Source organism: Candidatus Binataceae bacterium (assembly GCA_035294265.1).
Taxonomy (GTDB): Bacteria; Desulfobacterota; Binatia; order Binatales; family Binataceae; genus DATGLK01.
The window spans coordinates 1-12,214 of sequence record DATGLK010000069.1; the positions used below are offsets into that span (position 1 = coordinate 1).

General features: G+C 59.9%; 13 protein-coding genes. 7 read left to right on the top strand and 6 right to left on the bottom strand.

The window, feature by feature from the left end; genetic code table 11:
* Nucleotides 1-464 precede the first annotated feature (464 nt).
* Nucleotides 465-1,931, top strand: coding sequence for an oligosaccharide flippase family protein (locus tag VKV28_11585; GenBank protein HLH77438.1), 1,467 nt, complete (start codon nt 465-467; stop codon nt 1,929-1,931).
* Between the two features lie 650 nt (nt 1,932-2,581).
* Here the strand turns inward: VKV28_11585 and VKV28_11590 are convergent.
* The gene (locus VKV28_11590; protein HLH77439.1) at nt 2,582-2,818 is read right to left on the bottom strand and encodes a DUF4911 domain-containing protein; all 237 of its coding nucleotides are present in this window, start codon (nt 2,816-2,818) and stop codon (nt 2,582-2,584) included.
* Nucleotides 2,819-2,862: 44 nt separating this feature from the next.
* Between VKV28_11590 and VKV28_11595 the strand changes: the two genes are divergently transcribed.
* Both VKV28_11595 and VKV28_11600 read left to right on the top strand, forming a co-directional pair.
* Nucleotides 2,863-3,738 carry an ArsA-related P-loop ATPase gene (locus VKV28_11595; GenBank protein HLH77440.1) on the top strand — a complete coding sequence of 292 codons (876 nt, stop codon included), beginning with the start codon at nt 2,863-2,865 and terminating at the stop codon, nt 3,736-3,738.
* Nucleotides 3,738-4,808, top strand: coding sequence for an ArsA-related P-loop ATPase (locus VKV28_11600; protein ID HLH77441.1), 1,071 nt, complete (start codon nt 3,738-3,740; stop codon nt 4,806-4,808). Before VKV28_11595 ends, VKV28_11600 begins: the two co-directional genes overlap by 1 nt.
* 63 nt (nt 4,809-4,871) lie before the next feature.
* On the opposite strand, the gene VKV28_11605 is transcribed toward VKV28_11600, so the two are convergent.
* Nucleotides 4,872-5,222 carry a hypothetical protein gene (locus VKV28_11605; protein ID HLH77442.1) on the bottom strand — a complete coding sequence of 117 codons (351 nt, stop codon included), beginning with the start codon at nt 5,220-5,222 and terminating at the stop codon, nt 4,872-4,874.
* Nucleotides 5,223-5,251: 29 nt separating this feature from the next.
* Here VKV28_11605 and VKV28_11610 point away from each other — a divergent pair, with 29 nt between their 5' ends.
* The 4 genes from VKV28_11610 to VKV28_11625 all read left to right on the top strand — a co-directional run bounded on the left by VKV28_11610 (nt 5,252) and on the right by VKV28_11625 (nt 8,522).
* Complete coding sequence (locus VKV28_11610; GenBank protein HLH77443.1) at nt 5,252-5,548, top strand: hypothetical protein; 297 nt, start codon at nt 5,252-5,254, stop codon at nt 5,546-5,548.
* Between the two features lie 33 nt (nt 5,549-5,581).
* Nucleotides 5,582-6,505, top strand: a complete 924-nt coding sequence (locus tag VKV28_11615; protein HLH77444.1) for an LLM class flavin-dependent oxidoreductase — start codon at nt 5,582-5,584, stop codon at nt 6,503-6,505.
* A 34-nt stretch (nt 6,506-6,539) separates the two neighbouring features.
* A complete protein-coding gene (locus tag VKV28_11620) occupies nt 6,540-7,466 on the top strand; it encodes an LLM class flavin-dependent oxidoreductase (GenBank protein ID HLH77445.1) in 927 nt (308 codons plus the stop codon).
* A 201-nt stretch (nt 7,467-7,667) separates the two neighbouring features.
* Entirely contained in the window at nt 7,668-8,522 is an 855-nt protein-coding gene (locus VKV28_11625) for a hypothetical protein (GenBank protein ID HLH77446.1), read from the top strand.
* 4 nt (nt 8,523-8,526) lie between these two features.
* Here the strand turns inward: VKV28_11625 and VKV28_11630 are convergent, their stop codons facing one another.
* From VKV28_11630 to VKV28_11645, 4 genes are all read right to left on the bottom strand, one after another.
* Nucleotides 8,527-9,525 (bottom strand): hypothetical protein, encoded by a 999-nt coding sequence (locus tag VKV28_11630; protein HLH77447.1) that lies wholly within the window; start codon nt 9,523-9,525, stop codon nt 8,527-8,529.
* Between the two features lie 105 nt (nt 9,526-9,630).
* The gene (locus VKV28_11635) at nt 9,631-10,287 is read right to left on the bottom strand and encodes a TVP38/TMEM64 family protein (GenBank protein ID HLH77448.1); all 657 of its coding nucleotides are present in this window, start codon (nt 10,285-10,287) and stop codon (nt 9,631-9,633) included.
* Nucleotides 10,288-10,642: 355 nt separating this feature from the next.
* Nucleotides 10,643-11,818 (bottom strand): aminotransferase class I/II-fold pyridoxal phosphate-dependent enzyme, encoded by a 1,176-nt coding sequence (locus VKV28_11640; protein HLH77449.1) that lies wholly within the window; start codon nt 11,816-11,818, stop codon nt 10,643-10,645.
* A 90-nt stretch (nt 11,819-11,908) separates the two neighbouring features.
* Nucleotides 11,909-12,106 (bottom strand): hypothetical protein, encoded by a 198-nt coding sequence (locus VKV28_11645; protein HLH77450.1) that lies wholly within the window; start codon nt 12,104-12,106, stop codon nt 11,909-11,911.
* Nucleotides 12,107-12,214 lie beyond the last annotated feature (108 nt).

Consider the following 12,214-nt stretch of genomic DNA (forward strand, 5'->3'; position numbering starts at 1 on the left):
TCGGCCCATCCGTCGCCGTCAGTCGATCAACTGCCAGTCTGAAACGGGTCCTACGCTTTAGCGGTCTTTCCTTGGGCTTGGGCTTCGATGCGGTGGGCACTCAGCAGCTACTCGGGAAACACGCGCAACGCTGGCCATCGCCTACTTGTGTAAAACCTTGAACAGCAGCCCAACGCCCGTGGCCTCGACCAGCGTATTTGCAATCCGAATTTAAAATGGCAGTTAGGATGATAAATCGCCATAGGCACGCGCGGGGACCGGTGGCGTCTTATTTTGTACTTGCAAGTACGACACCCTGCGCAGCCCTCTGCGCCACCCACCCCAGTCTCTGGCGCTGAAACTTGTTCGCTGCTGACCGGACAACATGTCTGGCAGGTGCTCCTCCGCACTCCCCCCACCATGATTTTGCTCCAAGCTGACCTTTGCCCAGAAATCGGGGGGCCTGGGTCTGGGAGCACAAAACCATGTCAGTTGACAATCCCGGCCAGGACACAAATCAAGTTCTCAAGGCAGCTTTCGCGCTCGGAGTGCTCAGCAACAGCCTGGGAGAAGCCACCGCCCAGGCCCTGCGGCTGGTCGGAATGGCAATTCTCGCCCGCGCCCTGGATCCCAGCGATTTTGGCCTTTACCGATTACTTCTGGTGGTAATAGGCATAAGCCAACTGCTGGTGGAACTGGGCGTGCCAGAAGCAATGATTCAGCGCCGTGAATTGGAACCCGATCGTCAAGCTGCCGGATTCTGGCTGATCGGGGCTGGCACTATTTTAGTGGTATGCGGCCTGGCCAGTGGCGGCGGGCTGCTAGCCCGCATACTTGGCACCGCCGATCAGGCTTGGCAGTACCGAATTCTCGCAGTGCCCGCCGCTTTTTGGGGTCTGGGCGCGCTGCCCAGCGCCAATTTGCGCCGCCAGATGCGCTTTGGCGCGCTGGCCCTAGCCGAGGCCACCGGCGAGGCGGCCTTTTTGATGGCCGCCCTAGTCGCGCTTTTTGTGATTCATCGCCCGCGCGAGGCCTTGCTGACAGGCTTGTGCGCCCGTTTTATCACCGAAGCATCCATGCTGGCGATGGCCGGCGCAATGTGGCCACAGGTGCCCCCCAGCGGCCTGGGCATCCGGCAAATCGGAGCGTTTGCTGCCCCGGTCTGCGCCGGTCGACTGTTCGTCAACCTCTCGGCCAACCTCGATTTTGTGCTGATCGCGCGCCTGCTCGGCACTGGGCCACTAGGCTATTACGCTATCGCCTGGGACTTATTGCGCTTTATTCCCAACCGACTTTATCGAATGGTAGTGCGATTGACTCTGCCACTGTTCTCGCGCTTGCAGGACGACAACTCGGTGTTGCGTACCACCTATCGCAATTTTGTGGGCACGCTGGCACGACTGGAATTGCCCTTGATGGCTTGTCTAGCGATTCTCGCCGATCCTATCGTCAAGCTTATCTACTCAGCCCGCTGGGAACCGGCCGCGCCCCTTTTGCAACTTTTGACTCCGGGACTGACCTTCGCCGCGCTGTCATTGGCAATGGGCTCGGTGTTTTGTTCCAAAGGTCGCCCCGCCATGGATATCTACCTGAACGGCCTGCGTATCGCCCTGATTGCGCTGACCGTCGTCACACTAGCCCGCTTTGGCCTGCTCGCGATCAGCGCCGGAATGAGTACGGTAGAGGGACTGACCGGTCTAATGGGTCAGTTTGTGGCTTGCGCACTCATCGAAGAGCGGTTGGCGCGCTTGATGAAGGAAGTTCTTCCCGGACTAGGCCTGGCGCTGGCCTGTGGTGGGCTATGCTGGGGCGCCAGCACGCTATTGGGTACCAACGTTGGCGCCTGGGTGCGTATCCTGATCAGCCTAGGCCTTGCCGCAGCCGCTTACGGTCTGTTGCAACGCGCGGCGATTCGCCGTTTTGCCAACCGAATCAGTCCTCTGATCGCCTGATTGATCGCACCCCTCACATATGCCTTAAGCTGTTCCCCACAAACTAACTGCCATTGGCTCATAGCTGCATTATAATTTAGCGTAGGCATTGAGCGGTTTGTTCCAAGTCTTCCGGCCACGGGGTCACTCAATCCAATCCGGAGGTCGAAGCTCTTCACCTCCAACGCGAGCTCAGCCAACTCCAAGCCAACAGCAAGGACCTGATGGACGCACGTTATTATCAGCTCGATGGCGAGCGGAGCCTGGAGCGTGGCGACGAGCAAGCAGCCATGCACGATTTTCGCGCTTCCGAACGCGCTTTGAGCATAGAGCAGAGCCCGACCCAAACCAACCAGTCTAGTCAATAGCCACTACGCGTCGGGTAAGTTAACTATGATATGGAGGCTCCATAAGTGTGTATCCATACCTGTGACTGACTTAGTTGATTCGAAATGAGGCAATTATCGTCAATCAGAAATTCTGCGTGCAAATCCTCGACAATAAGTTATGTACGGCGTTCACACGTCCTGATGCTCACTTCTGTCATGCTTTGGGTGTAAAGGATTTTTTCGCGCGGGTAGGGCCGCAACTTTGCGTTGAATGTGGAGCGACGTGTAGTGAGGGTATGAAAGGGAGCGGCGCGCTATCCCGCAAGCCGAGTCGAGCGCATGCTAATTCGCCGCCTCGTCGGCAAGCTCCAGCCGTTGAATCATCTGGATCGGCCCCAGCGCCTTCAACTCCGAAAGTAAGGCTTCAATCTCGCCCTGCTGCTCGCGCCCATACCACAGCCGCAACCGATGAGTGGCTGGGTCCGCGGTGCGCAAAGTGGCCAGGTTGTCGTAGGACTCCACCAACGCCTTGAACAAGGCGATCTGTTCAGGTGCGATTCGCAGATCTATTCTGACCATCGGCCTCTCCGCTCCTCTCGGTCGATCCGCTAGGATTTTAGCCGATGAACTGGCCGCGCCTAATACTGACCCTGGGCAAGGGGGGTAGCGGCAAGACCACCGCGGCCTGCGCGCTGGCTTTGCATCTGGCGCGCAGCCATCCTACGGTGCTGGCTGGACTGGACCATCGCCGTTCGGCGGCACGCCTGTTGGAGCTTGAAGGCAACGATACGGGAGTGCTGAGCCAGGAGCGGCTTACGCTGATTACGCTGGACGCCCGTGGTGAATTGGAACGCTTTATCGAGCGATTGGTGCCGCTGGCCGCGGTCTCGCGACGACTGATCGCAAGCCGAACCTTCGGATACGTGGCCGCGGCCCTGCCTGGGTTGGAGTCCTTTGTGTTGCTCAGTCGAATGGCCACGCTGGCATGGCAGGCTGCGTGCGAGGATCGCTATGTGGTGGTCGACGGGCTGTCCACCGGCACTACCCTGGAACTGTTGGCAGTGGCACCGGGGATGCGCCGGGTTGCTAACCGTGGCACGCTTAATCGGCTTGCGCTTGACTTGGAGGGCTTCCTCGCTGATCCAGCACGCTTCGGTGCGGCGGTAGTGATCGAGCCTCAGGAATTGGCGCTCAGAGAAGGGCTGGCTGCGGTCAACCAGCTCCGCCAGCACTTAGGAGTTCAACGGGTGAGTGTGATCCTAAACGGCGTACCGGCCCCCTTGTTTGCCGCCGCCGATCTGCGCGCCGCGCGCCCGCTGGGAGCCTCTAGCGCTCGCCTGATGCGCCGGCGGACCCAAATCGACGACGCGGTCCGTCGTGCCCGCCGGCAATTGCGTGCCGCCGTGCCTGACCTGATCGAGCTGCCGCTACTCTTCAGTCCGAGCTTCGGCCAAGCCGAGGTCCTCCAGCTCAGCCGTGCGCTGAGCGCGACATCCTGATGTGGAAGCGCGAGGACGGGCGGGTGTTGCTGTGCCTGGGCGCGGGCGGGGTAGGCAAAACCACCACTGCCTGCGCGCTGGCTATCCAAGCCGCCTACACCGGTCGCGACGTGGAGGTGTTAACCGTCGATCCGGCGCCACGCTTGCTTGATGCCCTGGGCTTGGACCAGCGCAGCGCCGCGCCGCAAGCGGTCGAGCTTGGCGCCGGCGCCGGTCGCCTACGCGCGCTCAAACTCGATCCCAAGACCACCTTCGACGCTGTGATCAGGCGCCATGCGCCGTCGGTTGCCGTGGCTGAGGGGATTTTGGCCAATCGGCTCTATCGCGACCTCTCCACGGCCCTGACCTGGGTGGGCGATTTCATGGCGATGGAGAAGCTGCTGGAGCTTTATAGCGAATCCGCCACCGGCCTGATCGTGATCGATACTCCACCGGCCGAGGAGGCTTTTGCCTTCCTGGACGCACCGCGCCGCCTGCTCGACCTGCTCAATTCTCGCGCCACCACGCTGCTGGGCAGCGGCCTGGACCGAGGGCTACGGTTGTCCGACCTGGCCGCACGCGGGGTACTGAGCGCCTTCGACCGGTTCAGTCGCCTGCATCTGCTCGCCGATGTGCAGAGCTTTGTCCAGAGTTTCGCCGGAATGTACCAGGGCTTTGCTCAACGCGCTGCGCGAGTTGCCGAACTTTTGCGCAGCGAGCAAGCAGCGGTGCTGGTGGTGACCAGTGCTACCACGGTTCGGATTCAGGAGACTGCGGACTTTCTCAGCGCGCTACGCGCGGCAAATATCCGGGTCAACGGCGTGCTGGTCAATCGGATCACCGCGCCGATTGGCGATCCTCCACGCATGGCCGGTGATCTCGCCCCCGCGTTGCGCCGCAAACTTCTGCGTAATTGGCGTGACTTCGCGGCCCTTAAGCAGCGTGAAGAGCGCGCTCTGAGCGGGCTGCAGGCGCTCATTCCGTCCGATATTGAATTACTTTGCGCGCCTGAACTTGGACACCAGCTGAGCAACCTGGCGGATCTGGCGAAATTGGCCAGGGCGATAGCCCCGCTGCGGCCATCAAGCTGATGCGACGGGCAAAAAGTTTCCCCCAACGCAACACAGCATCCGTAGATAAACCAACCACCCTCTTCAGCTGGGTTTTTTGCGAGTACCGGCACCACCGCGCGGACGAGGCGCGCGCGGCCGCTCGCTGATCAGGCGATCGACTTTGAGATTTAGGTTGAGCAGTTGGCCGTTGAGATGATCGATGCGGGCCTTCAACTCGCGCAGGTCGCGTTTGGAGGGGATGTTGACGAAGTCCAACACCGTCTCGACGTTGCGATCGAAGCGCCCTTTATTATCCATCAGACGCTCGCCCGCGCTGGCCAGAGCCTGGCGCAAGGCGTCGCTGGCCATTACTTCGCCGAAGAAGCTGCTCAGCCCTTCTTCGCTCATTCGGCGCAACATTTCCACCAGCTTTTCGGCTTCCCGGCGTGCCATAACTGGCGTAACCATATAGCATAACTACCATGAAAGCGATCCAGACCTGGGCCACTATGGCAGGCTTGGCTTCAGGCTTTGCCCTGATGGGCCACAAGGAGCCACCGCTGGATCTGCTTATTACCTCGCTCGCGATCAATCTAACACTGGCGCCGCTGACCGCGATCGTGGCCAGTCGGCGTAGCCGTTCCGCCACCACCTGGGTGTTGCTCGGTTTGGTGTTCGGGGTGTGGGCTCTGGCTGCCAGCCTGTTGCTGGCGAGCTGGCGCAAGGCCCCGCGCGCACCTTCCGGGCCCGACCAATGTCAACCGCCGCGCGCGGCTTGAACGCGCCGATTTGTCCGCCATGGAGGAGCTGTGATGGCGCAAGCCAAGACCCAATTCGCAATTTTTCTGATCCAGACCGGCCGCTCCTTCGAAGCGATGCTGGAGGCGGCGCGAGCCAGCGAGCAGCTCGGCTACCATTCGTTATGGGTGGCCGACCATATGTGGAACCTGGCCAATCCCAATAGCGACTACCTGGAGTGCCTGTCCCTGATGACGGGCCTGTTAGCCAAGACCGAACGGGTGCGAATCGGCGCCCTGGTCATCTGCAGCCTGTATCGCAATCCAGCGCTGTTGGCCAAAGCCTTGGCTAGCCTGGACCATGTTGGCCGGGGCCGGCTGGAAATTGGTCTGGGAGCGGGTTGGATGCGTCCAGAGTTCATCGCCTACGGCTACGACTTTCCACCGATCGGGGTACGGCTCAAGCGACTGGAAGACACCTTGCGCATCGTCAAGGCGTTGTTCAGCGAAGAACCCGCCGCCACGGTGGCGGGGCATTTCCATCGCGTGACCGAGGCCTACAACTTCCCCAAACCGATTCAAAAACCCCATCCCCCGATTACCATCGGCGGCAACGGCAAGCGGGTGATGCTGCGAATCGTGGCGCAGTATGCCGATCGCTGGAATATTACCGCCGGTTACGACAATCTCGACGAACTGATCGCCATCCTCAAGCAGCATTGCCAGAGCGTGGGCCGCGATTTCGGCTCGTTGCAGCTCTCCGAGCAACTGCTGGTGTGCATCGGACGCGATCAGGCTGAAGTGGCCCAGCGCTGGCAGAGCGCTGCGCGCCTGCGACCGTTTTCGCTGACTGGGATCAAGGGCACGCCAACCGAGATCGTCGCCGCCCTGCGGGCTCGAATCGCCAAAGGAATTAGCATGTTCACGGTGATCCCGGCCGAACCCGTGGCCGATACCATGAAGCTGTTCGCGGAACAGGTAATGCCCGAATTCAAATAGCCGGGCGGACGATCAATTCAGGAGAACCAGTGCAGTGGCAGTACAACAACGACCAATCGAGTTCGGCCTGTTCCTCCATCAGATCGGTTACAGCGTGGACCAGGCCCTGGCCAAGGTGCAGGCGGCGGAGCGACTGGGCTACCATTCGGTCTGGTTCGCCGATCACTTTTGGGGTAGTGCGGATCCCAAGGCAGACCACCTGGAATGCCTGACTCTGATGACGGCGGCGGCGGTTCACAGCCAGCGGCTGCGGATCGGATCGCTGGTCATCTGCAATGGTTTTCGCAACCCCGCGCTGTTGGCCAAGACTTTGACTAGCATGGATCACATCAGCGGGGGCCGCATAGAAATCGGCCTGGGAATAGGCTGGAAGAAGGAGGAGTTCCTGGCCTATGGCTACGAGTATCCCGATAACCCCGTCCGCTTGCGCCAACTGGAGGATTCCCTGCGCATCATGCAGGCGCTGTTTCATCAGCCCAAAGCCACCGTGGAAGGCCGCTACTTCCGCATCGACGAGGCGCTCAACTTTCCCAAGCCCCTCCAGCAGCCCCATCCGCCGATCACTCTGGGCGGCGCGGGCAAGCAGGTAATGCTCAAGCTGGTGGCCAAGTATGCCGACAACTGGAACATCCCCGGCGGCCACGGCGACCTCGATGATCTGATCGCCACTTTGCGCGGCCATTGCCAAGCCGTGGGACGCGATTTCGCCTCGCTGGGAATCGCCGAGACCGTGCTGGTAGCGCTGGGCGAAAGCGAACGCCAGGCTCGCGACAAGTGGCTGGCGGTGCAGAAAGACCCCTTCGCACCCAACGCCATCAAGGGCACGGCGGAGCAGGTGATTGCGGCCTTCAAGGCTCGTATCGCTAAGGGAATCAATCGCTTTGTGATCAAATTCGCCGACGGCATGACTCCGCCGGTGTTTGAGGATTTCGCTCGCGCCGTGATGCCCGCCTTGCGCTAAGCTGGAATGCTTCCTGAGCAAATTTCACGGCGCTGGGATTGTCAGGCGGCAAAACCAAACCGCTCATCTTTGTGGACGGCGAGCAGAGCGATCTTGTGGGCTCGCGCAGCTTGGCGAGCCTGGGCAGCAGTACGCCAATTTGGTACATCTCACGACGGCGGCTCGATTGGAGCGGGCTGGGGTGAGGTGTAGACAACTCTGATGGAGCACTTGCTGTTTTATCCGTTGTGGGGCCAGATTCTGCTGGTTCTCCTGATTTTTTGCTTACCCAGCGTGCTTGGCTTATACCTGGTGCGCCGATTGGTCCCACTGGAGCGGCTTGAAGAAAATCACGAAGTCGCTGGTTTCACGTTCGGCGTCTTGGGTGCGTTTTACGGCTTGTTGCTCGCTTTTGTGATCGTCGCCGCCTGGGAACGCTTTGATCTGGCCAGTCAGGAGACTCAGAAAGAAGCGGTTTCACTGGCCGAATTGTATCGCCTGACCACCGAGCTGCGCGATCCGGCGCGGGCCGAAATCCATCGTGACATCCGCCAGTATATCGCCAACCTGGAAGATTACGATTGGCCGGCAATGGCCCATTCGCGTTATGAATTTTCCCAAGCGCGCGCCAATTCGTTGCCCATCTGGCACCTCATTTCCAGCTACAAGGCCACCAACGAGCGCGAGAGTCTAGTGTTGGACAAAAGCCTGGATCAACTCGACCAGATCACTGATTCCGGCGCCGATCGAGACCTGTTCTATGCCGAGAGCCTACCCACCATGGTCTGGCTGATCATCTACCTGGGCGGCATCATCGTGATCGCTTTCAGCTATTTTTTTGGCCTAAAGGCTTTCAAGTCGCAAGCTTTAATGGTGGCGATCTTTTCCGGGCTGCTCGGGCTGACCATCCTGGCGGTGCTGGAACTGGCCCACCCCTATCAAGGGCGCCAGACGGTTTCCATCATCCCGATGCGACACGCCCTGCTTCAGATCGATGCGATCGACGCCCAACAGGACGGCGCTAACCACTCGACCCAAAGTCAGGCTCAGCCGCAGCTCTCCAGCCCTCCCAGTTGATCGCCTAAAATAGGGTACGGCCGAAGATCGGATACAGTTCGTCCAACGCGATATCGATCAGCCCCATGAAAATCACATGGTTGAATGGGACGCTGGCTTGGTTGAGCGCGAACATGCTGGCGAAGCTGTATTGGAAGGCCCCCTGTGAGTAGGCGATGCCGGGCAGGAGCGTAAATTGCGGGGCCACTCCGACGCTGCCGTTGAATTCACCTGCGTAACTGAATTCTGCAAATGGCGTCAGCGCGCTCAACCATTGCGGCACGCCCGCCATGCCACGGACGAAGTCGTGCAGGTAGGAAAGCTGGTAGGACAGGTCGGCATCGCTATACACGATGTTAGCGGTGGCGCCAGAGGTCTTGGTCAGCGTGCCGCCATCGGCCTGCAGCGCGAAAGGGCGCAGGAAGCGCAGCCAACCGCGATCGGGAAGGTCTCCCATCCCCTTGGCTAGCATTAAGACTGGACCAACATAATTGTGGGTGTTGGCGCCCGCCTCGTAATTACCCGCGGCGATGATCGCGTCCACTCCAATCGCCAAACGCAATTCATGCCGGTCCGAGGCGTAAAAGGCCCATTTGCCAAGAAATTCGGGATTGCCGAATCCCGCGGCGAGTTCCTGCGGGTTGCCAATAGCGGCTTTCTTCTTGGTCTCCGACCTTTTGCGCGTGCGGGTGATTTTGCGATGTGAACGGCGGCCAATCGGGGTCGGCGTGCATCCGGTGGTGTGGGGGTTATCACAGGTCGGGTATACGTAATTGAACGCAGCGTCGATGCTCAGGTTGGCGCTGAACTGTTTCTCCATGTCAGCTTCCAAGCTGAAGGCATGCAGTTGGGCGTCGGCGTAGGCCATGGGGGTGATGTCCAGCTCGTTGCTGGGATTGGGATCCTGGGTAATTATCGGATCGATGAAATTTCGATTACCGACCTGAGCAAAGGCTGAATCGGCCCAAGCTAACATCGAGGCCAAAAAGCCACAGAACAGGATGCTGCGCCACGATAATTGCATATGCGAGCTTTAAATTGTCTATTAAAAGTGGGAAAAGCAACTCTCGCTGCTCGGGCGAAGCGGCGAAACTTGCTTTAGGGGGTGGGAATCAAGATTAGGTTTACTTCAGACCGGAGAGCGCACTAGCCTCCATCGCCGATAAAACTCACCTCCGGCGAAGCACAAGATGATCAGTCCGACGGCCAGCATGAAACGGGGCGAAGTGGGATGCCATAGCTCGTTGCCCAAAAAGGCAAACAGCACGGTGCCGGGAATCATCCCAATGACGCTGGCCCAGAAGTAATCGCGAAAGCGGATAGGCGAAGCACCGGCGAGCAGATTCAGGGCATTGTAGGGGATAACGGGGAAAATCCGCAGGTAAAAGATAATTTGAAAGCCGTTGCGGGCGATCCGTTCCAAGGCACCCTGAAAGCGCTGGCCAACTACTCGGCTAACGAAATCTTTGCCCAAAAAACGGCCGGCACCAAACGCCACCAGCGCCCCAACGTCCGCGCCGGCGACCGCGAACAACGCGCCCTTGATTGTGCCGAAAGCCAACCCCGCCGCCACCGTCATTACCGCTCCCGGAACCAGCAGCGAGGGACCAAAAGCATACAGCAACATGAATCCGACCGGACCCCAGGCACCCCAACCCACGATCTCAGTGCGAATTCGGCGGGGATCGCGAAACCACTCCTGATGCGCCACCAGCAAATAGGTGATTGCAGCTACAATGGCCGCAACCAACAGGATCTTTACTACGGCAAGCAACCGTTGATTCATGAATGCACGCGTTTTGCGGCACACCACCGCACCTACGGGCGGCGAGCCGGCTTTCCCCGCACCCGAAATTATAACCCCCTAGGATTGGGGTCGGACGAGGTGGAAGCAAGAGCTTGCTGTCGGCAACCTCAGCCAGTCGCCAAATCAGCCTGGCGTCAGCTCAGTCAGCGCTCGGCGGCACGGGTGGTTTTTTATCAAGCGCGACGCCATCACTTTATGCGAGGTGCGCTTTCAGCACCGCCTCGACTGCCTCCAAAACCAGGTTTTCAACATTTTTGTTAGTGGCGTAGGCCGCCCCGCCCGCGCCAGCCATACGGGGCATGGCGCCCCGTCCCACCAACCGTAAGCGCAACCATCAGCGAGCGCGCAGCTTATCGGGCAGTAGGGCCAAGCGTGCGGCGGCCTGGCGCAGCGTCTCTTCGCTCTTGGAAAAGGTAAAGCGCAGGAGATGGCGCCCGAGCTCGGGCCTGCTGAAGAAGCTGCTGCCCGGTACCGCCGCGATCCCGGCGCTCTCCAGCAGAAAGTTGGCGGCCGCAACGTCATCGGCAAAGCCCATCCCATCCACTTCCGCCATGATGTAATAGGCGCCCCGCGGCTGGCGGCAGCGAAACCCTGCGGCGCTGAGAGCCTCAAACAGGGCCGCGCGTTTGAGCGCATAAGAGCCGCGCAAGTCGGCGTAAAACGACTCCGGCAAGCCCATCGCCAGCGCACCCGCCTCCTGCAAGGGATGAGGCGCACAAACAGTAAGAAAATCGTGGACTTGGCGGATAGCGCCGGTGAGCCGAGGCGCGGCCAGCGCGTAGGCCAGCCGCCAGCCGGTAATTGAATAGGTCTTGGAGAGGCCGCTAATCGTAATCGTGCGGTCGGCCATCCCGGGCAAACTGCCCAGCGAGATGTGCCGCGCATCGTCGTAGGTTATGTATTCGTAGATTTCATCGGTTATCGCTAAGGTATCAAAGTGCTGGCACAGTTCGGCAATCAATTCCAGCTCGTCAAATGAGAAAACCTTGCCGCTGGGATTGTGCGGGGTATTAACGATAATCGCCTTGGTGCGAGCGGAAAAGGCCGCACGCAACTCCTGCGGATCGATGGCGAAGTCGGGCTCGCGCAAGGTCACATAGCGTGGCGTGGCACCAGCGATCAGGATATCGGGGCCGTAATTTTCGTAATACGGCTCGAACACCACTACTTCGTCGCCCGGATTGATCACCGCCAGCAAGGTGGCGATCATTGCTTCGGTCGAGCCGCAAGTCACCGTGATTTCGCGCTCCGGGTCATGCACGATACGGTTGAAGGCGGCAGCCTTGGCGGCGATCGCCTGGCGCAGTCTGGCCGTGCCGTAGGTGACCGCATACTGGTTATAATCCTCCTCGATTGCCCGTTTGGCTGCCTCCTTGAGCATCGTCGGGGCGGGAAAATCGGGAAAGCCCTGGGCCAGGTTGACGGCGCCCAGGGCCACTGCGCGGCGGGTCATGGTGCGAATTACGGATTGAGTGAAATGCTTGGTTTTGACGGCGATCTGAGTCGGCATTAGCGCGCGCTTGGCTCCCCTGAGAATTCGAGCAAAGCTTAGCAAGCGCCGATGTCGCAGTCGCCAACGCCCGCGTCGCTTAAAACTGGATTATCGGGCACGGCGCGGCAGTGCGGCTTGAAAATGGCCAACGGCAGCGCGGATGAGCCGTTGATGGAGCGGCAACTGAAAATCCTCGAAGCAGGCGCGCGGCAGCCGGGGCACGAAGTGTTCCAACCCAATGGTCAAGCACATCCGGCTCCATGGCCAGCGTGCAGTCCACCACTGATGTTGAGCGTGCTCGGTCACGATAGCTCCAGGCGCAGCACTCCTTCGCTATCGTAACGCCGAATCCAATCTCTCGCAGGGCAATTTGAGCGCAAGAACCGGAGTGCAGAGTATGCCGCACCGATCTAG